Origin of the sequence: Curtobacterium sp. VKM Ac-2887, assembly GCF_015350935.1 — a bacterium.
Classification (GTDB): domain Bacteria; phylum Actinomycetota; class Actinomycetes; order Actinomycetales; family Microbacteriaceae; genus Curtobacterium.
In genome coordinates, this window is sequence record NZ_JADKSB010000007.1 from 174,132 (window position 1) to 197,612 (window position 23,481).

Annotated in this window: 19 protein-coding genes and 1 pseudogene; 11 read left to right on the forward strand and 9 right to left on the reverse strand. The window is 64.7% G+C overall.

Going from position 1 to position 23,481, the window contains the following annotated elements:
* The first annotated feature begins 140 nt into the window (after positions 1-140).
* Both ITJ69_RS10260 and ITJ69_RS21090 read left to right on the forward strand, forming a co-directional pair.
* The gene (locus ITJ69_RS10260) at positions 141-4,508 is read left to right on the forward strand and encodes an RHS repeat-associated core domain-containing protein (RefSeq protein ID WP_228505336.1); all 4,368 of its coding nucleotides are present in this window, start codon (positions 141-143) and stop codon (positions 4,506-4,508) included.
* Positions 4,509-4,940: 432 nt separating this feature from the next.
* Positions 4,941-5,015 (forward strand): annotated as a pseudogene (locus ITJ69_RS21090) (hypothetical protein); the annotation flags it as partial.
* A gap of 236 nt (positions 5,016-5,251) precedes the next feature.
* Here the strand turns inward: ITJ69_RS21090 and ITJ69_RS10270 are convergent.
* The gene (locus ITJ69_RS10270) at positions 5,252-5,503 is read right to left on the reverse strand and encodes a DUF4190 domain-containing protein (RefSeq protein ID WP_416354931.1); all 252 of its coding nucleotides are present in this window, start codon (positions 5,501-5,503) and stop codon (positions 5,252-5,254) included.
* Between the two features lie 895 nt (positions 5,504-6,398).
* Here ITJ69_RS10270 and ITJ69_RS10275 point away from each other — a divergent pair.
* Both ITJ69_RS10275 and ITJ69_RS10280 read left to right on the forward strand, forming a co-directional pair.
* Entirely contained in the window at positions 6,399-6,983 is a 585-nt protein-coding gene (locus ITJ69_RS10275) for a TlpA family protein disulfide reductase (RefSeq protein WP_159574178.1), read from the forward strand.
* A 214-nt stretch (positions 6,984-7,197) separates the two neighbouring features.
* Positions 7,198-7,623 carry a hypothetical protein gene (locus ITJ69_RS10280; protein WP_159574177.1) on the forward strand — a complete coding sequence of 142 codons (426 nt, stop codon included), beginning with the start codon at positions 7,198-7,200 and terminating at the stop codon, positions 7,621-7,623.
* Between the two features lie 58 nt (positions 7,624-7,681).
* Here the strand turns inward: ITJ69_RS10280 and ITJ69_RS10285 are convergent, their stop codons facing one another.
* Positions 7,682-8,398, reverse strand: coding sequence for an alpha/beta fold hydrolase (locus ITJ69_RS10285; protein WP_159574176.1), 717 nt, complete (start codon positions 8,396-8,398; stop codon positions 7,682-7,684).
* A gap of 351 nt (positions 8,399-8,749) precedes the next feature.
* Here ITJ69_RS10285 and ITJ69_RS10290 point away from each other — a divergent pair, with 351 nt between their 5' ends.
* Positions 8,750-10,021: an MFS transporter gene (locus ITJ69_RS10290; RefSeq protein WP_159574175.1), complete on the forward strand. Its 1,272-nt coding sequence runs from the start codon at positions 8,750-8,752 to the stop codon at positions 10,019-10,021.
* Between the two features lie 70 nt (positions 10,022-10,091).
* Here ITJ69_RS10290 and ITJ69_RS10295 read toward each other — a convergent pair whose 3' ends face one another.
* From ITJ69_RS10295 to ITJ69_RS10305, 3 genes are all read right to left on the reverse strand, one after another.
* Positions 10,092-11,471 carry an MFS transporter gene (locus ITJ69_RS10295; RefSeq protein ID WP_159574174.1) on the reverse strand — a complete coding sequence of 460 codons (1,380 nt, stop codon included), beginning with the start codon at positions 11,469-11,471 and terminating at the stop codon, positions 10,092-10,094.
* Positions 11,468-12,070 (reverse strand): helix-turn-helix domain-containing protein, encoded by a 603-nt coding sequence (locus tag ITJ69_RS10300; RefSeq protein WP_194672714.1) that lies wholly within the window; start codon positions 12,068-12,070, stop codon positions 11,468-11,470. The genes ITJ69_RS10295 and ITJ69_RS10300 overlap by 4 nt, the downstream gene beginning before the upstream one ends.
* Positions 12,071-12,342: 272 nt before the next feature.
* Positions 12,343-13,359, reverse strand: coding sequence for an MFS transporter (locus ITJ69_RS10305; protein ID WP_194672715.1), 1,017 nt, complete (start codon positions 13,357-13,359; stop codon positions 12,343-12,345).
* Between the two features lie 678 nt (positions 13,360-14,037).
* On the opposite strand from ITJ69_RS10305, the gene ITJ69_RS10310 reads away from it, so the two are divergent.
* Both ITJ69_RS10310 and ITJ69_RS10315 read left to right on the forward strand, forming a co-directional pair.
* Entirely contained in the window at positions 14,038-14,634 is a 597-nt protein-coding gene (locus tag ITJ69_RS10310) for a recombinase family protein (RefSeq protein ID WP_159573915.1), read from the forward strand.
* Between the two features lie 26 nt (positions 14,635-14,660).
* Positions 14,661-14,834, forward strand: a complete 174-nt coding sequence (locus ITJ69_RS10315) for a hypothetical protein (RefSeq protein ID WP_159573914.1) — start codon at positions 14,661-14,663, stop codon at positions 14,832-14,834.
* A gap of 57 nt (positions 14,835-14,891) precedes the next feature.
* Here the strand turns inward: ITJ69_RS10315 and ITJ69_RS10320 are convergent, their stop codons facing one another.
* Positions 14,892-15,389 carry a hypothetical protein gene (locus tag ITJ69_RS10320; RefSeq protein ID WP_159573913.1) on the reverse strand — a complete coding sequence of 166 codons (498 nt, stop codon included), beginning with the start codon at positions 15,387-15,389 and terminating at the stop codon, positions 14,892-14,894.
* 462 nt (positions 15,390-15,851) lie between these two features.
* On the opposite strand from ITJ69_RS10320, the gene ITJ69_RS10325 reads away from it, so the two are divergent.
* Together ITJ69_RS10325 and ITJ69_RS10330 are read left to right on the forward strand one after the other, a co-directional pair.
* Positions 15,852-16,583 (forward strand): hypothetical protein, encoded by a 732-nt coding sequence (locus tag ITJ69_RS10325; RefSeq protein ID WP_159573912.1) that lies wholly within the window; start codon positions 15,852-15,854, stop codon positions 16,581-16,583.
* A 465-nt stretch (positions 16,584-17,048) separates the two neighbouring features.
* Positions 17,049-17,627, forward strand: coding sequence for an NADPH-dependent FMN reductase (locus tag ITJ69_RS10330; protein WP_200849260.1), 579 nt, complete (start codon positions 17,049-17,051; stop codon positions 17,625-17,627).
* A gap of 122 nt (positions 17,628-17,749) precedes the next feature.
* Here the strand turns inward: ITJ69_RS10330 and ITJ69_RS10335 are convergent, their stop codons facing one another.
* Genes ITJ69_RS10335 through ITJ69_RS10345 form a run of 3 tightly spaced genes read right to left on the reverse strand, consistent with a single transcriptional unit; the run spans position 17,750 to position 19,901 of the window.
* Complete coding sequence (locus ITJ69_RS10335; protein ID WP_131845014.1) at positions 17,750-18,445, reverse strand: TauD/TfdA family dioxygenase; 696 nt, start codon at positions 18,443-18,445, stop codon at positions 17,750-17,752.
* Positions 18,442-18,852, reverse strand: coding sequence for an NUDIX domain-containing protein (locus ITJ69_RS10340; RefSeq protein WP_131845013.1), 411 nt, complete (start codon positions 18,850-18,852; stop codon positions 18,442-18,444). Before ITJ69_RS10340 ends, ITJ69_RS10335 begins: the two co-directional genes overlap by 4 nt.
* A complete protein-coding gene (locus ITJ69_RS10345; protein ID WP_194672716.1) occupies positions 18,852-19,901 on the reverse strand; it encodes a galactosyltransferase-related protein in 1,050 nt (349 codons plus the stop codon). Before ITJ69_RS10345 ends, ITJ69_RS10340 begins: the two co-directional genes overlap by 1 nt.
* Before the next feature lie 96 nt (positions 19,902-19,997).
* Here ITJ69_RS10345 and ITJ69_RS10350 point away from each other — a divergent pair, with 96 nt between their 5' ends.
* Both ITJ69_RS10350 and ITJ69_RS10355 read left to right on the forward strand, forming a co-directional pair.
* On the forward strand, positions 19,998-21,326 hold the full coding sequence (locus ITJ69_RS10350) for an MFS transporter (protein WP_228505338.1): 1,329 nt from the start codon (positions 19,998-20,000) through the stop codon (positions 21,324-21,326).
* A 332-nt stretch (positions 21,327-21,658) separates the two neighbouring features.
* A complete protein-coding gene (locus ITJ69_RS10355) occupies positions 21,659-23,401 on the forward strand; it encodes an ATP-dependent nuclease (protein WP_194654212.1) in 1,743 nt (580 codons plus the stop codon).
* Positions 23,402-23,481: the final 80 nt, after the last annotated feature.

Consider the following 23,481-nt stretch of genomic DNA (forward strand, 5'->3'; position numbering starts at 1 on the left):
ATGCTCCGTAACGTTCTGCGGAGTTGCACAGTGCAGCCATGGGGGCTGTGCGCTGGTGCGACGTGCTGAGGGGTTCTTTTCGCGTGTTCGCTGCGTCGTTGTCTGGTCGTGTTCGTGGAGTTCTGCTGGCGGTGGTGACGTTGGTCGCGCTGCTGGGTTCGTTGCTGGTGGTGGTGTCGCAGCCGGCACCGGCGCAGGCTGTGGTGACCGGTACGGGCGGGCAGTACGTGCCGATGCCCTCCAACGCCCGCGTGCTGGGCGGTGCGACCGAGAAGGGCGTGTTCCGCACGGTGAAGGTCGCCGGAGTAGCCGGACTGCCGTCGTCGGGTATCGGCGCGGTGACGATGATGGTCACGATTGCTGACCCGTCGGGGTCTGGGCAGTTGCAGATGCGCGCCGACGATGACGACACGACGACGCTGATGATGATCTACAACTCTGGTGTCGGCGGGAACACGTCGAACACGGGACTGCTCGCGGTCGCGGATGACGGCACGATCCAGGTGCGGACCGAGACGGCGCAGTCGAAGGTCGTCATCGACATCACCGGCTACTACACGTCGACCAAGAACGGCGTGTCTGCCGGTGGGTTCGTCGCGATGTCACCGTCCCGTGTCCTCGATTCCCGTGGCGGCATCGGTGCCGCGCAGGGGCAGATCCCAGCAGGTTCGCAGCGCACCATCCAGGCAACGGGCTCGAACGGCATTCCGGCGGGTGCGGCGGCGGTCGCGGTGAACATCATCGTGATCAACCGCGAGGCCAAGGCCGGTTACGTCCGTCCCACCCCGACCGGTGAGACTCGCAGCACGGGTGTCCTGAACTACAACTCAGTCGAGGGCCAGTCGACCGCGATGAACGCGCAGGTCGCGTTGAACGCCGATGGGAAGTTCAGCATCGACACCGCTGAGGGTGGCGGGAAGATCGACCTCGTCGTCGACATCCAGGGCTACTTCCTGAAGTCGAACCCGGGTGGCGGCTTCACCCCGCTGAACGGTCGACTCATCGACACCCGCAACGGTGGGAGCATCGCTTCGGGTGCATCGTTCACGGTGCAGGTCGGCGGTGTCCAGGGAGCTCCGACGGTCGAGGGCGGCTTGTCGGCTGCCGCGGTGACGTTCACCGCGGTGAACGACAGTGGTGCTGACTCGTACGCGAAGATGTGGGCCGATGGTGCGGCTGAGCCGGAGTCGTCCGCGATCAGCTCCGACCGGACGTCGAAGATGACGAACACCGTGGTCGCGCCGGTGGGTGCGAACGGGAAGATCCGCATCAAGAACATGGGCAAGGGGGCGATGGACTACCTCGTCGACCTGCAGGGTGCGTACAACTCGCTCCCTGGTGGCCCTGGCAACACGAACCGCACCGGTGAGCGGACGTCGGCGACGACGCTGCCGTTCCCGATCACGGACCAGACCAACGCCTCGGTCGATGTCGGGACCGGGAACCTGCTGGTCACCACGACAGCGATGAGCCTGCCGGGTGTGACGCAGAACACCACGATCGGCGCCGCGTACAACTCGCGCAGCACCACCGTCGGGGATGCAAACACGATGGACGCGAACCGGTGGCAGTACGCCCTCGCCGGCGCGGGGGATCTCACCGCTAACGCACAGGGCGTCATCTACACGGACGCTGTCGGTACGGCGTGGCAGTTCCGGCCGTCGGGGGCGCAGGGTGCGTTCATCAGCCCGGCCGGTCTGCAGCAGACCCTGACCCGCGTCGACAACTCCACGACGCACGAGTACACACTGAAGGGGTGGACGTCGAACTCGACGACGCACTTCAACCTCGCTGGCCAGCCCACGTCGATCGTGGACCGGAACAAGAACCAGATCAGCTTCAACTCCGACGAGCCCGGCTTCACCCTGAAGTCACTCGTCTCGACCGCCGGTGTGGCGGGGGCGCGGACGGCGAACTCGTCGTACGCGAACGGGGTGCAGACGTTCTCGCAGACCTCCGGCTCGAGCAAGCGGAGCGTGTCGTGGACGAAGAACAGCACCGGAGACATCACCACGTACACGGACGCGCTCGGGAAGAAGACCACGTTCGGGTACACCAGCGGGGACCTCACCACGATCACGGCGCCCGAGGGTGGTGTGACGGCGTTCACGTACGACTCGTCCGACCGGGTCACGAAGGTCGAACAGCGCAACACCACGACCGGCTCCCCGGGCACTGCGGTGACGCGGTTCTCCTACGCATCGGACACGTCGACGCTGGTCGCGGACCCGCGGTCGAACCAGTCCCAGGCGGTCGCGGACGCAGCGCACACGACCTACACCGTCGACGGCAACGACCTCGTCACGAAGGCCGTAGACGCGGCGAAGCGTGAGCAGTCCCGGACGTACAAGTCGACCAACAATGGTGTCGAGAGCTCGACGGTCGGCGCGGGTACGACCGCGTCGACGACGAACAACAAGTTCGACGGGAACAGCGGGCAGTCCCTGACCCAGTCGCAGTCCGCCTCTGGCAGCACGAGCACTGCGACGTACGGCAACGCGGCGCCGACAGCGTACCTGCCATCAGCAACGAAGGACAGCTCCGGAAATGACTCGAAGTACGGCTACGACGGGCCCGGCAACCAGTCCTCCACCGGCACCGGCACCGGTCCCGAAGCAGCAACCGCGACCCTGACCTACAACGACAAGGACAAGGGCGACAAGTACGCCTGGGGTGCGGTGAAGACCGCGGTCGCCCCGGGGAACACCGCCGGGACGGTGTACGCGTACGACACGAACAACCAGCTCGGGTCGATCACGGCGCCGGCGAACACGGTGGGGGTGCAGAAGTACTCGTACGACGACTTCGGCCGCGTGAAGAACCACACCGACGGTGGTGGCGGTGTCACGACGTACACGTACGACAACGACGACCGGCTCCTGACGACCGCGTTCGATGACGGCACCGCGACGGTGACGAACACGTACGACGGCAACGGCAACCAGCTCACCGGGCAGTCCGCGACCGGCACCATCACCAACACGTACGACCAGCGGAACCGGCTTACCTCCACGGTCAACACCGCCGGCGGCGGGCAGGTGACCTACGGCTACGACCTCGCCGGCAACACAGCCAAGGTCACCGACGGCCACGGCACCGTCACCCATGACTACGACGTCGCCAACGTCCTGACTCGCACCACGTACCCGACCGCCAACGGCGGCACGGCGAAGCAGGTCTACAAGAACGACGACCACGGCCGCCGCACCGATACCTGGCTCGGTGCTGTGGAGAACACGGACCCGACCAAGGACCCGACGTCGTGGCAGGCGCACCAGACGATCACCTACGGCGCGTCGAACCACGTCACCGGTGTTCGGGCTGTGAACGCTGACGACCCGTCGAAGCCCGTGGTGAGCTTGACGTACTGCTACATCACCGGGATCGACGCCGGTGGCGACTGCTCGGCGGTGAAGAGCGCCAACGCGACGGACAAGATCCAGTGGGTCAAGGACAACATCACCCAGCAGACGACCATGTACAGGTACGACTCCAACAGCCGCCTCACCAAGGCCGCACAAGCCGGCGGGGCGACGAACGTCACGTGGGCGTACACATACGACGTGGCCGGGAACCGGCTCACCGCCAAGCGGACCGGGGATGTCACGAGTTCGCAGACGCTGACGTACAACACGGTCGGGCAGATCACGTCTGACGGGTACGCGTACGACAAGGTCGGCAACCTCACCACGGCGCCGGGCCAGACGTTCACGTACAACGGTGCGCAGCAGATGACTGCGTCCACGAAGGATGGCGTCACGACGAGCTACGAGTACGCCGGTGGGGACATGAACAAGCTGCTCTGGCAGTCCACGGACGGGGGAGCGGAATACGGTTACACGTATGGCACGTCCGACTCCAACGGTGTCCCCGTGGTGACCAGCCGCAATATCGCTGGCACCGGGACCGCATCGGTCATCTCCGACCCGTCCGCGGGGCAGCCCCTGGACCTGCAGACCACGGACGGCACCACGAGCATGTGGGTCATCGACGGCACCGGAAATCCGGCCGCCGCGATCGCGGACACCGGCAAGACCGCGTACACCGTCGCCTACGACCCCTACGGCGTCGAAACCGTGAAGGCCGGCGGTGACAGTGCGCAGTGGCAGCAGAACCCGTACGGATTTAAGGCTGGTCTCCGCTCGTCCAGCACCGACAACGGTCTGACGAAGTTCGGGTACCGGTGGCAGTCCAGCACCACGGGAGCGTGGATCGAACGCGACACCCTCGACGCACCCCTCAGCCCGAGCAACGCCAACCGGTATGCATATGTTGGAGGGGACCCGGTCAATGCGCAAGACTCGACCGGTCTTGCCACTCCCGCCGAAGTATATGACGTGGTGTGTGGGCCTTTTGTCAACCTGGGGGTCGCCGGGTTAAGTGGAATTGGAGGCGTCTACGGTTACATCGGAGGGCTTTCGTACGGAGCCGGCTGCGTGATCTTCTACTTGGTGAAGGACCGGCCTGTGCCTCCGAACGACGCTCGTCCTCGGGGTGTGCTCTGGTGAACCATCCACGGTTGGGCGGTGCCGTAATTGGTTAAATCGATCGCAAGCTTTGTGGGGCTCTCCATTGGCGCAGTCGGCGTGCTAGTCGGCGGTATTGCCGCGGAGAACCCCAACGGAATCTGGCGCGTAGTGATGCTGTTCGGATTTGTGCTGATCATCGCCGGGAATGCGGGCCTTCGGGCCACGGCAGTCCGCAAACGAGTATCGATCGGGTGGGCAATCACCTCCGCAATCGTTTTTCTCGCTTTCTTAATTGGCGCAATAGTCATCTCGTTAAATGTGAACCTGCCTGACGGGCAACGTACTGGGTTATACTTCGTCGCATTTATATTATTTCTAGTTTTTGAAGTGGTGATGTGGCGTAGCGGTTTACTTCAGAGTGGGAGAGGGCGGTCGTAAGCGAATTGGCTTGGGGTCACATCAGACCCAGAGACCGTGGACACGACCTGGCGGATCGGTACCGGCGCACGGGTCGGACCCTTCCAGATGTTCGACATCGTCCTGTAGACCGCCCATGCCATCGCTAGCGCATCACCGGACGAGGGCGCCCAGGCGTGGGCCGCGTACCTGCAGTCCGAGTACCTCGACAAGGGCAAGTACGCGGTCGAGTTCGGTGGGGGGGTTCTACTGTCACTCCTGAACGACGAGGCCACTTGGCGAGCGAAAGCGAGCAGCGGGAGTAGTGCAGCTCGTGTAACCCGACGAACAACGGTACGCGACGGCGCGTGTTGGCGCGGAAACGCTTAGTAGCCGCTGGAGCTGCTGCTTGCGGCGGTGCCGAATAGGCCGATGCCGGCAAGGAGCATGATCAGGAAGAGGATCACCCAGCCGGCGATGATGATGCCGTTCAGGATGAGACCGGTGATCGCCATGCCGCGGCCGGCGGGCTCTCTCCGGATGCCGACGAAGCCGAGGATGAGCCCGACCAGCGGAACGACCAGTGTGAAGCCCGCGACGATGGACACCAAGCCGAGGATCATGCTGGTGATGCTCAACCCGCGCGGCGGCCCAGGCTGGTAAGCGGTGACGACAACCGGAGGACCGTAGGGCTGCCCGTATGCACACTGCGGCTGCTCGAGATGACACGAGCACTGCAGCTCTGATGACGATCGTCGTTCTCAAAGTCGTGTCGTGATCCCGTCTCGGTAGCCGATCGGCATACGGGACGCGCTCGAGCATGTTCCGGCGCACTATGAACGAGTGCGTGTGTTGACGATTCAGACGGTAGCGATGGGAGTCTCCGCGGAGCAGGAGGCGCATTGGCCACAGCTCGCAGCCGCTGCGATGCTGGCAGCAGAGGAGGGCCGCGACCCCGTTCCCGCGGTGTGGTTCAGGACAGATGAAGGAGCGAGTGGGCTGATTCCGGTTTCCGAGCTCACTCCCGTGACCTTCACTGATGACGAGGAACCGGCTCGATTCATCGGGACAGTGACCGCGATCGGCCCCGACGCCGCTCCATCGACCTGAGCGCTGTCCGGTCGCCGATCGGCTTCCGGACGGCAGCGTTGCCGCGGACGAGGTACATATCAGCTTTGGACGCGGACGATCCACCCGATGATGTTGCCGTGGTGCGGTCGACGGTCGACGGTCGACGGTCGGCGGTCGGCGGTCGGACAGTGTCGAAACGCTGTGCTGTTGCCCGCCATTGGTCTCGGGCACGGAGAAGTCACCACTGTCCGGATCGTTGACGGAACGCCCGAGTCACACACTCCGGTCAGATTGAAGATCACGGTCATAACGAAGGACGCTGCCCGACCGCACAACGGCCCATGCCCCGGGTGCCTAGTGTCCGACAGCCTCTCCGTCTGCTCGCTGCGTGATGGCCTTGGCCCGTCGTGAGGTGAGGGAGGGCGGCACGCTTCTGCCCGCAAGGTTGCGTACCCTGGCGTCATGAGGGTGCTTCGAGTCTGGGGTGTTGCGCTGTTGGTCGGCGTCGCCGTGACGCTCACGGGCTGTACGACCGGCAACGACGGACTCGCCGAGCAGTACCGGGACGGTGACACGAAGAACTACATCTCGGGCGACGGTGCTGTCACGGAGTACGCCGCAGACGATCGTGGTGCTCCGGTCACTTTCGAAACGCACGACCTCGACGGCAAGGTCATCCGCGCCGACGAGTACCGCGGCAAGGCGCTCGTCCTCAACTTCTGGTACGCGTCGTGCGCGCCCTGCCGGATCGAGGCGAAGGATCTCCAAGCCGTCAGCGATGATCGGCACGCGCAGGCGACCTTCCTCGGCGTCGATGTCCGGGACTCGGCAGCGACCGCGCGTGCTTTCGTGAAGGAGCACGACGTCTCGTACAGCAACGCCGTCGATGAGGACGCGGCCGTGCAGCTCGCGTTCTCCGGTACGAACGCACCCAACTCGACGCCGGCGACCATCGTTCTCGACGAGGAGGGCCGAGTGAGCGCCCGCATCCTCGGACCAATCAACCGCAGTGTGTTGACGACGCTGATCGACGAAGCCAGCAAGTGACGACGGAACGCCCAAGCCTCTGAGTAACGAGCCGGTCAGCGCGCCGAGCGCGGACGGCGTGGCTGCGTCCCGCGGAGGGATCCGCTATCGGTACACGGGTGATACGAGTGAGTGACAGTGGCCTTGTCGAACGGTTGCCTTGCGTCGATGCCGCAGGCTTGACTGTTGCTCGACTGTGACCAAGCGAGCGGCGCGAGTAGGCGATGCTCGTCCCATGAAGAAGACTCTCAGCGTTGCCGCCGCGGGAATCGTGCTGGCTGCGCTCCCGCTGCTCTCAGCGTGCGCTGGGTCTCCCGGAGACCCCATTGCGTCGGCTCGTGAACTCGCAGACGCACCTGGATGGGTGAGCTCGCCGACTGGCACCAATTGCGGCAGCGTGGAGCTAGGACACCAGCGAACGCTTCCCAAGAAAAACCTGAAGTGCCTCATGGATGCAAGCAGAGCAGGCGACGTCGGCATGCTCACATGGATCCAGCGAACGACCGAGGGTGATCCGGTCCCCTCCTTCGTCACGACGGCGGGCTCGGGCGCCACTGTCGCTTCGACCGCTGCATACGACACCTACGGCCAGGGCAGTTGGACAGAGTACGAGTGCACCGATATCGCGGCACTCCCTAACTGCTCGGATGGGTCTAAGTAAGCAGCAACTGTTCCGACGGGTCTGAGCGCGTCCAGACTGCTGTCCAGTGATCGATGGCTTACTGGAACACCTCGGGCAGCGCGCCAACGAACTTGTCAAAGTGGCTGTACCAGACGGAGTGGGCTGCTCCGGGGACGTCCCGGACGATCACGCCCCGGCTCTCGTGGTGCGCCGCTGTCACGTCATCGACGTACAGGCTCGGCTTCGCTCGCACGATGATCGATCCGGGCTCCGGCTCGAAGGACACCCCAGGGCCCGTTGCCGGCGACGCCGCCGTGGCCGGATCGAAGTGGTCCGCTGCACGAGCCTCGACAACGCAGTCCTGGTCGCTGTAGAACGGCCGCGATGCTCGAAGCCCGTCGTACGTGCGCGCTCGTTTGTCCTGCTCGTACTCGGCGGTGAGTTCGGTGCGGTCCCAGCCGCCGCGCGACGTGAAGGGAGCATCAATGTAGACCGAGAGCGCCGGGGCCAGCAGCCCGGCGTCCACAGCCGCGGCGAGGAGCATCGCACCGTACGAATGGCCCATCACGAGGTCAGGCGTCGGTCCGCATTCGTCGGCAACGGACTCCGCGATCGATCGGGCGGCCCGATCTACCGTCATGGTGTCGTCGCGCGGTGACAGTCCGTGGCCCGGAAGATCGACCACTGAGACGCGATAGCCGCTCGCGACCAGCAGCGGCACCACTCGCCACCAGCTCTCGCGAGAACCAATCATCCCGTGCAGCAGCACCGCCGTGCGGTCCCCCTGGCCATGCACCTCAACGTGGAGCTTCATCGGGGTATCGAAGCACATCCTGCTCCACGGGCCGGCTGTCTCGTTAGCCGATCGGTTACCGAGACGGAAACGTTGATCTGTCAACGTGAACGCTGCTAGCGTTCGAGCAACTGGTCCGACGATGGGGAAGGGTGGCAACGATGCCGTTTTGCGCCCCTTGTGGACTGTTCCCCACGAAGCCTGCGCCCGAGCTTGTCGGACCGCGTCCGATCTCTCCCGGAGTCATGGCAACGCAGTACTGAGCTGACCAGCACGGTCGGCCTCTCCTCGCCGCGAGCATTCTGCTCGCGTGCTTCTGCATGCCCGCGCCGTCGCCTGGCGGCGGCGCGACGACTCCACGGGATCACATCCATGCTCTTCACCCCTGCCCGGCTTCGGGCCTCACTCGTGAGCCTGCGCGAACACCGCTTCGTCACGTTCGCAGTCCTGACCGACACCATCGGCGCCGGCCTCACGCTGCCGCTGACAATCGTCTACTTCACCATCACCACCGACGTGCCACTGGCGGTGATCGGTGTCCTCTCCACCGTCGCATCACTCGTCGCCCTCCCGATCGGACTCGTCGGCGGCGTCCTCACCGACCGGTTCGGTGCGAAGGCATCGATGATCCTCAACAACCTCCTCTCAGCAGCGGGCTTCACGCTCTATCTGTTCGCCCACGACCCGGTGATGATCTTCGCAGCGATCTTCCTCGCCAACGGGTCCGAGCGGCTCTATTGGACGTCGTGGACTGCCTACGTCCACGACCTCGCAGAAGGCCGCCCATTCGAGCGGTGGTTCGCGTTCCTCGAAGCGACGAAAGCCGCAGCACTCGGCACTGGCGCGATCGTCGCCGCAATCACCCTCGCGAACGGTCACCAGGACGGGTTGCGGTGGCTCGTTCTCGCCAACGTCGTCACCAGCGTGGCAGCGGCCATCGTGTTCGCAACGCAACGCACCGGGCACCGATCCGCGCAAACAGCGGTACCGACCAATGCAGGCGAGGTCGACGGTTCCGGATCCCTTCGCGCCTTCGTCGCTGACCGGTCGATGCGACTCATCACGCTCGGGCAGTTCCTGATTGGTCCCGCCATGGTGCTGCCGAACGTCGCGTTCAGCGTCCTGTTCGTCGACCGCTGGGGCATGTCCCCAGCGGTCGCACCCGTTCAGTTCGCTATCGCAACCGGCCTGTGTGCACTGCTCCAGACCTCCGTCACCAGGTGGATTGCTGGGCGGCAGCGTGGGACGCTCATCGCACTCGGTGCGGTCTTGACCGCTGCGACGGCAGCGCCGCTGATCGTCCTTCCTTCACTGCACGGGCTGGCCGCATGGTCCTACGTCGTCGTGGTCGCGGTCTTGCTGGCCGCGGCGGACATGATTTACCTGCCCGCGGCCAACGCGGTCATGGCCGAATCCCCTCACCCGCGCATCCGGGGCCGAGCGATCGGGGTGTTCCAGACCGCGAGCTCGATCGGTATGGCACTGTTCCCGCTCACTCTCGGACTGTTGGACTCGCGGACGCCGTGGCTGCTGTGGCTCATCGCCACAGGTGTGTTCCTCACTGCCGCATGGGCTTGGCGCGAAGCGGTACGAGGCCTGCCGCAACGAGTGCAAGTTGCGGAGCTAACCGACATCGACGCGTGAGTGAGGCTTGGCCGGACACAACCATGTCCGGCCAAGCACCATCTCGATAGCCGATCGGTCACCGGACACGTCAGGAACGATCGTTTCTGCCGTGGTGCGCTGAGTTGCCCCTCTCCATCAATCGCCACGACCCGCCTGTCAGCGGTGTGAGAGTCGTCAGTACGTAAGCCGCCGCGACGATGCCGAATGCGAAAGCGAGTCCGATCGTGTCGGCGGCGAGCCCTCCGAGCAGGGCGCCGAACGGGACGCCAGCCCACGCTCCCGCGTTGATGAGGCCGAAGACGCGGCCGCGCATGTGCTCGGGCACCCGCTCGAGTTCGACTGTCGCGAGGATCGGGTTGAGCGATCCCGCGGCGAGCCCTGCCAGCGCGGTCGCTGCGACGAGCACGGGCAACGGCGCCCCGAGCGCGAACGCCAGACTGGACGGCCCGCCGGCGAGTGTGAAGCACACCGCAAACGTCACCCGCCGCGGCACCCGGTGGGCGACGAAACCGAAGGCGACGTTGCCGAGGAGAGCACAACCACCCATGGTCGCGACGAGCAGCCCCAGCGCTGCCGCGCCTCCGAGACGGTCGTTGGCGTAGAGGGGAAGCAGGGTCGATCCGCGAGCGGCGTCGAGGAGGTTCGTGATGAGCACCAGCCCGACCAGCAGCCGCATCAGCGGGTCCCGCACGACGAAACGAGCACCCTCTGCGAGGTCGCCCCAGAAGGACGCGCGCCGCGCGCCCCCGATCCCCGTGTCTGCTTTTGCTGCCTTCGCATCGCGAGGGACGAGCGCCCATGTCAGTACCGCCGACACCACGAAGGTCGCAGCGTTGACGAACAGTGACGCGATCGGGCCGACGGCCGCCACGAGGAGGCCCGCCAGGGAAGCGCCGACCAGCTTCGCGAAGCGCTCGGACCCGTCGAGGAGGCCGACACTGCGCTCGATGCGGACACCCGCCCGCTCGGTCAGGCCCGGCAGCATCACGCGGCGAGCGGTCTGCCCTGGGGTGTCGAGGAGGCCTCCCACGAAGACCAGCGCCAGCAACGCCCAGAACGGCAGACCGATCGTCAGCGCCAACACCGGCATCGCGAGGACGGAGGCACCGCTCACGACGTCCGCCACGATTGCGGCGCGACGGTGGCCGACCCGGTCGACGACGACCCCGCCGAGTGGGCCGCCGATGATCACCGGCGCGGTCGCGAACGCCGCGGCGACGCCGATCTCGACGCCGGAGCCGCCGAGCGCGAGGACGTAGAAGGGGACCGCGAAGGCCGTGACCACGTTGCCCGTCTGCGAGACCGCGTGAGCGGCGACGAGGGCGACGAGGGCTGCGCGGGCCGCGCGACTCGACGTACCGGCTTTGCCGTCGCCACCCTTGTCGGATGCGTCGCTCTGCGCGGCGTGAACGTGCGCGGGGCGCTCGTCGGGAGCGGGCGTCTCAGTGGGCGGGGTGTTCTTAGTCACGCGCCCGCGCCACCTGGGTGCCGGTAGGCGTGATAGGCGAGGACGACCGTCTCGGCCCCGTCGTCGGCGTCGGGGCTGTGCGCGGCGCCGACATCTACCCAGCGGTCTACGACGGACTCGAGTTCGGCGCGCAGGGCGGCAAGCTCCGTCACGGTGAGGCGGATCGCACGGTCGCCGCCAGCCGCTGCCGTGACCCACTCCCGCGGCAGGGCCGGTCTGGCGTCGACGTACTGGAGGTAGCGCGCGGCGTTCGCCTGGACAATCGACTTCTCGAGGGCGGCCGATGCGCTGAGGCGAGCTGGGTCGTCGAGCAGGTCGGCCGGCTCCCACGAAGTGAGGGGTGCTGCGGCCTGCCACCAGCGCTCACGCCGGTCGGCGCTTTGCGGCTCGGCCGCGTGGATGAGGTCGCTCGTGGCGAGCTTGGATAGGTGGTAGCTGACCGTGCCCGGGGCCTCATCTACGACGTCGCCGAGCTGCGCCGCAGTCTGGGGACCTCGCTCGCGCAGCAATCCGAGAAGGCGCAGGCGCGTCGGGTGGGCCAGCACCCGCATCGAAGCGGCGTCGGTGAGGGTCGAACGGAGCGTGTCGCGAGAGGCCATGCAAGTAACGTAGTTGCTCAACTGTTCTTGCGCAACGGTTATTGTCTACTTGTTCAAGTCGCGAGTGACCGCCTCGGACCGGTCGTGCAGGTTGAGCGATTGAGGCGTGAGCGCCGCTTGTTGCAAGGTGCTCTGATTCACCGCAAGGGGCGAAGGTTCTCAAACGTGCTGTCGATGAGTCAGCAGGCAAAACCTGCCACGACTGGCCAGTCCAGGCAAGGTACTGACCGTCTCAGTAGCCGATCGGTGACCGGACATGTCGGTGCGGGTCGTCAGGTTGTGGCGGCGGATTGGCGGCGGAGGCGGGACCACCCTGCGCAGATGAGTGCGATTCCTGCGGCGACCGCCCATCCGACCGATGGGGTCGATGCGGTTGCGATGAGGATGATGAGGGCGGTCCCGATCGCTGTGCCGAGCTGCGCTCCGGTGTTCACGATGCCTGCTGCGCTGCCGGCCAAGGCTGCCGGGACGCTGATACCCAGGCCGGTCGCTGCGACCGAAGCCGCTGCAAGGCCAAGGCCGATCACGGCGACGCCGGCCGCGATCCACGGCCACGAGTGGCCTAGAACAGCGAGGACCGCGTTACCGCATGCGATGGTTGCAGCCCCCACTGCGGCCAACCGGTCTGGTCCGAGTCGGGGAGCGATTTGGCCGGTTGCGACGGATCCGACGATGACGGCGAGGCTGAATGCCATGAGGACCAGCCCGGACAGCAGTGCTGGTATCCCGAGGCGGTCCTGGAGCACGAGTGTTGCCAGCACCGACGATGAGCTGGTGGTCGCGGTGTTGAGGAATGACTGCACCGACCCACGTCGGAGGTTGGTGTCGCGGAACGCATCCCGCGGCACGAGCGGTGCACGTGCGCGGCGGAGCCGCCAGGCCAACAACCCAGCGATCACCAGACTGAGGAGGATCAGTCCAACACCCTGCGGCTGCGTGGCCTGTGCCTCGAGCAGGGTCGTGCCTGCGATGACCGGCATCGCGGCGGCGACGAGGAGGACTGCGCCGAGGGCATCGAGCCGTTCGGCCCGATGCGGCTCCGGTTCCTCCCGCACGACGAGGGCCACTCCGACGAATAGGAGCGCAGCGACCGGTGCGTTGACCCAGAACACCGACGGCCAGCCGAGCACTGTAGTGAGCAGTCCACCGGTAAGGAACCCGGTTGCGCCGGCTGCGGCGCCGACGGCGCTCCAGGCTGCGAGAGCTCGTGACCGGGCTGGTCCAGCAGCCGTTGCGTGAAGGATCAGCCGGAGCGCTGACGGAGCGAGTCGCGCGCCGAGGATCAGCATCGCCCCGAAGAAATCGCCGTGACGACGCTTGTGACGCCCAGTACGTCAACGAACTTTCCGGCGATCCTGAATGGTCTCGGCGCCTGATCCGGCGGCCGCCGGTCCCCTGCGCGGTACCGCCGATGATCGACACCACGCCAAAGACGCGGTTTCGGAGGTCCGGCGATGGTCACTGAACAAGAAGTCGATGCGATGAAGCGGGGCTTCGTGGGCGGCGGTGTCATCATCGCCGCAGTTCTAAGTGTGGCGGCGTTGGTCGCAATCCTGGTGGGCGCGACATGGGCCGTTTGGTCCTTGCTCCCACTGGCAGCGATGGAGGTCGTGTTCCTCGCGCTCTGGGTCCGCCGTCGCCGCCGATCAAGCGGACCTCAGCGCGTCCGATAGCCGGTCGTTCACCGCTACACGACAGCTGTCACCTTGGGAGGGTCCCGTTGTCTACTGCTGCCTGATCGGGGGTATTGCCGTATGACTGCCCCGCAAAACTGCCCGGTGCTGGGGCGTCAAACGCTACAGACCCTAACGTCTCGGGAAACTATAGTTTTTCGAGACGCGGGCGTGAGACAGATCGCCACATCGGCGAGATCAGCATCCAAGCGGGGTCACTGTGTCTCGGAAAGTCGTCTCGACATGATCGGGGTGTTTCGCGGCGGTGGAGGGGTTTTCTGAGACACTTGCGGGGTGAGGCTTCTCGGGTATACGCGTATCAGTACTGGTGCACAGGATGCGCAACTGCAGGTTGATGCATTGGTGGCGGCGGGGGTGCAGGAGCGGGACATCTTCGCCGACGTCACTTCGGGCCGGAAGGAGGCCGCGGCTCGTCCCGGCATGGGGCGGCTGCTCGAGCACGCGACCAGCGGGGACACGGTGGTGGTATGGCGAGTGGACCGGCTCGGGCGGTCGCTCGTTGATGTGTTGAGCACGGTGGCGATGTTGGGGGAGCGGGGGATCGGTGTTCGGAGTGTGTCGGATGGGATTGATCCGGCGACGTCGACGGGTCGGCTGATGTTGAACCTGATGGCGACGTTGGCGGAGTACGAACGCGAGCTCATCGTCGAGCGCGTCACCGCCGGCATCGCTGCAGCGCGGGAGTCCGGGACTCGGTTTGGCCGGCCGCCGCCGGATCCGGCGGTGATTGGCCGAAAGCTCGCGATCGTGAACGAGGCTCGCGCTGCCGGCCATACCGCGGCGGACGCTGCGAACCTCGTCGGATGGTCACGCGCGACGCTGTACCGCCACCAGGCCGCTACGGAGCGCGTCATGGGGGAGGAGCGGTGATCAACGAGCGTGCGAAGGGATTCGCGATGCGACAGCCGGCGGAGTTCGTTCGGTGGTGGCGTGGCCGCGAGGGGTGGGAGTCCGAAACCATCGCCGGCATCCCGACCGGCTGGTCACCGAAGGGCCTCTACCTCCGCGTCGACGGCCGCACCGTGGTGCTCGACCGGGACGAGTGGTCGTACTGCGACAGCAGCAGCTGAGCGATAAGGCCTCTTTGATTTGACGACGTCCGCGGCGCCGGTTCAGGCAGCGCCCGGTTATGCGTGAACTCGGCCCTTTGGCGCTTTCGCAACCGTGCGGCTCCAGGAGTTCTTCACGGGCGGGAGCGACTTGAGGAGCTCGTTAGCGCGGCGGACGTCGGCTTGCGGGGCCCTCACCTTGTGGCGGTCCTGGACAGCGTTCAACTCGCGGACAACTTTCGACACCTCGATGTACAGCACTGGGGCCTGAGCGGTGACCCACCCGTTGCCCTTGATACCGTCCACCACGACGGTGAGCTGCGCGAGGCGTTCGACCTGGTGGGCGTATGCCGCGGTCACGGCCCGCCGCTTGCGTCGGCTGATCCGTCGCGCGGCGGTTGCGTCCACGATCGTGGCGCGGTCGGCGCGAGCAGCATCGGTGGAAAGCGTGTTGAAGCTGGCCATGACGCTGCCGGTGTAGCGGCTCCCCGACGCGATCGACACGCTCGCGATCGCCGCCACGGCTGACATCACGGCGGTAGCGAGTGACAGCCAGGGAATCACTTCAAGTGTCACGGGTGCGCCTTCCGATGGGGTGACGATGCGAGCGGCACCACGTTGGCGCCGCTCGGGAGGTGCCTACTGCTGGGCTTGAAGCCAGATGCTGACGGCGACGACGATCGCAGCGAAGAGGCTTGCGGAGATGACCATGCCGTTGTCACGGCTGTGCTGGTCATGGTGGATGCTGCAGTACCCGCCATGTGGCGTCGGGTTCTGGCAGTACACGTTCCGGCCACGAGACCGGTTCGGAGCAAGGCACGAGCGTGCCGGCTCCCGACGCGTATGGCGGTAGCGCGCGCGAAGAACTGCGCCACCCAACAACCGCAATGGCCACCAGCACCGCGAACACGATCAGCATTTCCAACCCCCGCACCGGCCTATCGGCCGGGTTGACGGCTGCGGTAGCCGCTTCGCACATGCGAATTGCTCGGGCTGTGCAGCCTGTCCCGGTTTCCGTCGGGATGGCAGGATGGGCCCATGGGGGATATCAAGCAGCGAACGTGGGCCATCGGAGCCGCCATCACCATCACGGTGGGATGCGCACTCACCGGATGCGCCTCGAGCGGCAACGCCGACACTGACCGGGGCGAGGGAGCAAAGACGGCGACTGCAACACCGTCCGCACCTGCCGGTCTGACGGAGGACGTGCTGTCTGGGGCGGTGCTGAACACAACGGAATTACCGGTTGGCGGCTGGGCCGAAAAACCCAGCAGCGACTCCACCAGTGACGGTGCGACGTCGACCGATGCGGAAGGGCCCGGCGCCTGTGGCGCCGACTTCTCCGATCTACTTGGCGAGGATCTCGAGAACACTGCACAGAGCGGTCGCGACTGGACTCGAGAGTCCACCGGCGCGTACCTCAACGTCGGTACGTTTGCGGACCCGGACGCAGCCGAGCATGTGCAAGCGATCACTGATGCTGTGCGGGGGTGCCCGACCGAGGGGAGCACCTTCACCATCGATGGTGCCGAGGAAACCATTGTCACCACGGTGAAGGATCTCGGCTCGTGGGGCTCCGCCACGTACTGCGGCGGATTCGAAGCGCGCGGGGCCACCACGGTCGCGGGAACGACATGCATGATCGCTGGCGACGGATACGGCGTCACGGTGCTCGTTGGCGCCGCGTACTCGTTCGACGTGCCAAAGGACGCCGAGGTGCAGCAAATCGTCGAAGCCGCGTACCAGAAGGCCGACGCGCAGCTCGGCTGATGCGTATGGGTCCAGACCCATGCTCAGAGCCGTTAGACGTCCACGGTTGGGCGCGCACCGGGGTGAGCCTGTCGGGACGGTCCATGACCAGCATCATCCCGACACGACGTGCTCAATCCGCGGACGGCCCAATCGCGGAAGTCGTCGGCGTGATCGCGCGACAGCCGTCACGGTTCGACGCGTCATACTGCAGGAGACCTACGCCGAGCTCGGTGCCACGGACGCTGCCGTTGACGCCGCGCTCGCTAGGCTCACCGCCATTTGGAACGACGCGCAAGCGCTCGACTCTGATCTGGATCACGCAGCTACTCCGCACGAGCGGGCGCTAGCGCCAGATATCCCGAGCTAGCCGGTGTCTTCCACCTCGATGTCGGCGTGGACCTGGTTCATCGGTTGGCGGGCTGACGAGACGACAGTTGGGCAATGTCACCGCTGTGTACTGTCTCCGCTCGGTACTGTGCAGAGGTGAGCTTTCTGCGTTTGCCGGTCATCTCCTGCAGCCTCGACCCGGCGAGCATCAGTCGCCGTCTTGCCGAGCGGTCGGCCACGCTGCTCACTGTGGCTGGACACCAATCGGAGGTCATAGATCTCGCAGCAGTTAACCTGCCGCCATTCGACAACGACCGCATCTTCGAGAGTGACTCGATCCGCACTCTACACGCTCTCATCCGTGAGGCTGACGGAGTGGTGTTGGCGTTCCCGATCTACAACTGGGTGCCGTCCTCGATCGTCAAGTCACTGCTTGAGGCCACGGGCGCAACCGGAAACGGGCGTCGTGCGGCGTGGTTCGACAAAGTGATCACGTTCGTCTGTGCCGCGGGCCTGCCGCACAGTTACATGGCGACCGCGGCGCTCGGACAGTCCCTGATGCTCGACTTCAAGTGCGTCGTGAACCCGTACGCGGCGTACTTCTCAGAACGAGACTGGGACGCGGGATCGCTGACCGTTGATCGAGCCGCTCGGCTGGAGAAGACCATGACGGTGCACGCCGAACTCGCAACCCTGCTCCAGGGGCGAACATACTCGTCGGACTGGGAAGTCTGACACCCGATCGCTGTTCTTGACCGCAAGCGCCATATGAGCGGAGAGGCGACGGCTGGCACCTACCAGGTGCCAGCCGTCGGGCGCTCATCCTGTCGAAAGCGCTGTGGAGGATCAGGTGAGGATTAGAGCATTAGCGTCCGCAACATCTCACGTGCGCCACTGAACGTGAGCCTGCCGTGGAGGTAGCGTTCGTTGTCGATGATGTATCCGTCCCCGGGTTCGAGCGGGAAGGTGAACGTCCTCGCCGCGATGGCTTCACGGAGCACTTCGACGGCATGCAAAGCTTCAGCGGAGAAAAACCCGTTCGAGTCAATCCGAAGCCGGATCTTCCAGCGGTCGTTGTCCTTCCAGATCACGGGCCCGCTGTACTGCTCCGAACCGGACTTGTAGATCGCAGCGTTCTCAGCAGCGAGCTTCTCGACCACCCAAGGAGTGTCACGCAGGAGGTCTTCAACCACGGCCTGACCATCCGCCATCGTGCACTGTCCACCGCTGCCCTCGTTCTTCGCGCACCACAGTGTGATGTATTTCGGCACGACGTCGTTCCCGGACCCGTCAGTATGCGGACGCAGTGGGCCGGCCGCGAGCCCCGCGTAGCCGTCTAGACCCTCCTTGTCGGGAACGTGCTTCACGACGGTGACGGTGTCGGGTTCCGCATCGCGGTGCATGAGGAGGTCCCCGAATCCTCGACTGAAAGTCAGGAGTTCGTCTCGGGAAGCGAGCTTGAATAGTGCGATGCCGTCGCTATCGACTTGCTGCTTGAGTTCTGCTGCGCGGTCGACGTCGCTGGGTCGTGTCAGTTCGATGGTGTCCGTCATTGGATCCCTTTCTGTTGACGGTCGTGCAGGTACGTGGCAGCGGCTCTGATGGTGGTGGCGTACTGCGAGGGCATGCTGAGCCCGTCGAGTTCGTCGATGGTGAAGAACGCAAGCCGCGAGTGTTCGTGGCTCGCCTGGATGGTCGCGGGGCCGATGAAGTGGGCGAGGTAGCTGGCAACTGCAACGCGGCCTTCATGAGGTATGTCGTAGTACCAGATATCGATGAGATGGTCGATGCGGATGGGAACGCCAGCTTCTTCGACGAGTTCGCGGGCGATGGTGTCGGCGGGTCCCGAGTCTTCGGGGTCTGCTCGCCCGCCGAGCAATTCCCACTCGTCGCGAGGGTTAGTGCCCAGGAGCACTCGTCCTGCGTCGTCGAAGAGGACGGCTTTGAACGAGACGTCCATCAGTTGATCCGGTTTCCGGAAGCTGGGGCGATCGTCGTCATGATTTCCTCCCGGCTTTCGCGCATTCTCGGACGCTCGTGGTGCAGGTGGCTGAGGAGCTCGGGGTGTCGACGAACGTTGGTCCGGGCCTCGATCCGGTTGATGAAGTCGCGGTCCTCCCCGCCCCAGCCAATGAACCGTTCATCGAAGCCGTCGACAGCTCGGTAGAGCGCGGCCGTGAGGAACACGCATCCACCGGGAGGATGCGTGATGACGTAGCCAGTACGGCCGGCGTCTCCGGGCTGCTCACCCCGTCGGATCGCTGCGCTGTCCTCGGTCAGTAGGCAGAACATGTCCGAGTACGGCAGGTGCGCCTCGTCAGGTCGCGTGGCAACGCGAGATGCGTTCCGGGCAACGAAGTGCTCGTCCGGTGCGATGTCGCCATCGAGCAAGCAGAGAACCGCATCGGAGGGCGCTGCTTCAACACCCGTGTTAAGGGCGAGCGCCTTGTTGAACGGGCCCGTGTAGGGAAGCCGTATGAACGTATCGACTCGAGAGACGAGATCGTCTGGAACGGCCGTCTCTGCTGCTTCTTCGACAACGATGATCGAGTACTGATCTCTTGGTAGTTGCTGACGTTCGAGGGCACGAACAACCGTGTCGAGATTCGCGGTACGCAGGGGCGTGTCACTGCTCGAGCGGAACGGGATCACGATCGCGACGTGCTGGCTGGCGGGCCGAGCGGGCGGCATGGCCGCCTGCTCGGCTGTGGAGCGGTGGAACAAGAGCCGACTGTGCGACTCGATCTCATCCGCGAGCATCACCATCTCCGCGCTGGCCGGTTGCATCTCGAGCTCGGCGCGGAGCTCAAGGAACAGGGCGGCAGCGTCGACAGGTTCTCCGAGGTCGCGAGCGACCAGTCCGAACCAACGCGCAGCGGCAGCATTGGCGTCCTGGCTTGACGCCCAGCAGGTCGCGCTGACATCCCACGACTTCGGATCCAGATACGCGACTGCTGCGCCGGCGATCGAGTTCCGAGGATCGAAGGTTCGCCCCCGGATGAAGCTCATCGGCCCACTCCCGACTGGTATCCCCAAGCAGTCGACGGCGCGGTGTTGATCGGTTTCCACATCGTGAGAGGCCCCCCTTGGCCTGGTACGAATTGGTTGGCGCTCAGCGCCGTAGAACGTATCGTTCACCTGCACGCTACGTCTTGTTCACCGTCGAGTCCAGGGGGAGCCATCCGACCTCCAAGTTCAGAGCCGACCGATGCAACCACGCCAGCCGACTCCGCAAGAGCGGTTGCGTCGCCCCTACCGGGACACGTTCAGGCTCCGCGCATTGCAGGGGTTGTCCCGACCGCGGCGTTCGCTTGGGGATTGCAGTTCGCGTTTTTCAACCCGGCGCTCGCCCTCATCCTCGCTGGCCACTTCAACGCCACCGCAGCGCAGATCGGTCTCGCGCTCGGGCTGTACAACGTCAGCGGTTTCGTCAGCTCGCTCGTGATCCCGCTACTCGCGGACCGACGACGCAACTACCTCACCCCGATCATGTGGTCGGGACTGGCAACCATGCCGCTGATGGCGGTCCTGGGGCTCACAACGAACCTAATCGCAGCGGTCGCTGCGCTGATCGTGTTCGGCGGTCCCGCAAGCGTCGGCTCGTCTCTGCTGTTCGCGCACCTCCGGTCCACCGGGTTCCCACAGCGCTCCATCATCAACACCCGCGCGGTCGTTTCCTTCGCCTGGGTGGCGGGCCCTCCGATCGCCACCCTCCTCGCCGGAGCCTTCGGAGACCGCGCTGTCCTCCTCGCGATCGCGGTGATCGCAGCGCTCGGACTGATGACGACATTCATCCTCCGACGGCGGTCCTCCGCACTCGACGTGGGACACGCGGCCGCCACGAACGAGGCCGCGAGCGGGCAGCTTCCCGTCATCGCGATCGGCAGCATCGGCATCGCGTTCGTGGCGCTTCAGGCCACGAACTACGTCGTGACGTCCGTTCTCGCGCTCTACGTCAGCCGCACCCTGCACCTGCCCGTCGTCTGGGCCGGCGTTGCGCTCGCTGTGGCCGCCGCCGCCGAGATCCCAGCGCTGCTTTTTGCTGGCAGGCTCGCCACCCGTTTCTCGAACCTGACCCTCATCGCCGCTGCCTGCGTTGTCGGCGCCTGCTACTACGTCGCGATGGCCTTCGTGCAAGGGCCCATCGAGCTTGTCGCCGCACAACTACTCAACGCCGCGTTCTTTGCCGTCATCGCCGGTGTCGGACTGACGCTCTTCCAGGACGTCATCCCTCGACCAGGGCTGGCGTCAGGGTTGTTCACCAACGTTCGACGGGTCGGTGCAGTCGTCTCCGGTGGACTCGTCGCGCTCACGACGCTCATCGGCGGCTACCGGAACATGTTCCTGATCTGCGCTGGGCTGACACTTGTAGCACTGTGCATCATCCTCGCCGTCAGCATCTCAACACGTCGACGAGCAGCAGCTCAGCCGTAACGGTTACACCTCGCCGTCTCGGCACCTTGGTTCGCTGCGCATCTGCTGACGCGGCCTGCCGCCTCCTCGAGCGGTTGTTGCACGGCCTCTGGACCCGCCAGCAAGTGTGTCGAGAAGCCCCACCACGGGCCCTAGAACTACAGCGACGCGTGAAGTCGCAGTGGCGGCGGTGGGGTATACCCCAGAACGACGGCCTCCGCTGCGAGACTGTCTCCAACCGTGGGGCTAAGAGACGCTTCCTCAAGGTCGCGGCGCGGGGAACGGACTACCTGCCGGATCCATGATGAGCTATGACAAGTATTCACTTGCATGAGACCAGGGGGACGGCGAACGTGCATCTCACGAGTGTGGAACTTCGGCGCTTCAAGCAGTTTGGCAAGAGCAACGTGGCTCTCATGCCAGGTCTCTCGATCGTTGCGGGTGGGAACAACGCCGGCAAGTCGAGTTTGCTTCAAGCCCTCGCCGTCTGGGAGTTCTGCAAGGTCGCGACAGTTGCTCAGAAGGGCAGCAATGCGCTGCTAAACGGCATGACAAGCAGCCAGGGCTTCGGACTTGGAGATGACGAGTTCTCTCCGATCAACGTCCCGTCGCTGAAGCACCTGTGGAGCAACCTCAAGACGCAGAAAACTGATACAGACCCTGACGGCTATACCCTCCTGATCGCATGCGAGTGGAACGACGGCGAGACCGAGCACAAGCTCGCCTTCTCGTTAGCGCTAGCGAACGATCGCTTGTTTATCAAGGTTGCCGAAACCACCCTGCATGAGGGAGATCGGCCTCCCGTGCTCGCGTATCTACCCCCGTTTGCCGGGATCTCGGCTCGCGAAGAAAGAACGTATGGGGCGTTACGCCGCAGGCGCATTGGGGAAGGTTTGGCTGGTGCCATTCTGCGGAACCTGCTGCTCGACATGCGAGACGCGAATACTGCCGAACGGAAGCGACTTCGCGGAGAAAAGCAAAAGATCTCGGATCCCGATCTGCGGGCTTTACGAGCGTCCGATCCCTGGGAGCTCCTCCAGCAGACGCTCCGTGAGGTCTTCTCCGCCGAAATATCGATCGCAGATTTCGACGATGAGTACCATACCTATATTCAGGCCAACGTGGTGAAGGGTGAGGTCGACGGTTACCTACTAACCCGCCACGCGGGATATAACTCCCGAGACCTAATGGTGGAAGGAAGCGGATTTCTGCAGTGGCTTAGCGTCTACACGCTTGCAACGTCCAGCAGCGTGGACATTCTCCTCTTCGATGAGCCAGACGCTCACTTACATGCTTCGCTGCAAGCTCAGCTCGTAGATCGTCTTCGATACCTTGCTTCCCGTTTTGAAAAGCAGGTGCTCCTCGCAACCCATTCGAGCGAGATTTTGAAGACCACCGATCCGACGGACGTTCTTGAGGTTCGCGCGGGAGGAAAATTTCGCTACTTAAAAAGCGAAGAACAGAAGATTGGCCTACTCGTTGGGATCGGGTCAACCTACGCGCCACGTATCGAAAAGGTGAGGGATAGCAAAAAAGTATTCTTTTACGAGGGTACTAGCGATGCGTCGGTGCTGAGGGCGATTGGAGAGACTATCGGGTTCCCTCTCCCGACTTGGATTGCACATTGGCAGACCAGCGACCAGCACAAAGAGCGGAAGGTTCTATGGCGAGCACTTGACGATGAGTTTGGCTCCATCGATGCCTTTAGCCTTCGGGATCGTGACGAGGACCCAATGATGACAGTCGGCGGGGATCTTGAGGACAAGCGAATGCCAAGTGTCCACGGGTTCGTTACTCGCAAGTGGCGTCGTCGCTACATCGAGTCCTATCTAGTCCATCCTGCTGCCCTGGCACGTGCGTCAGGCATGTCGGAAGAGCAGGTCCGAGAAATTCTCCAAAACGAATTCGCACTTGCGATTGGCGCCAACTTCACCGACGCCGACGTGCCCGCGACGCTCTGTGACATCCATGCGAAGGACATTCTTAGCAGGTTCGGAGTATCCGCCGTGAAGGTTGCCAAGGAATTGCTCGTTGAGGAGGTCTGCGACGATGTGAAGACCCTTCTCGGACAACTTGAAGAATTCGGGGCAAACTGATCCCGTTCCTGTATGCCGGATCTCTAGCGCTCGATGAGCTTTCCCCTATCGGGGGGGGGCTCAAGACCGCCGAGTCGACG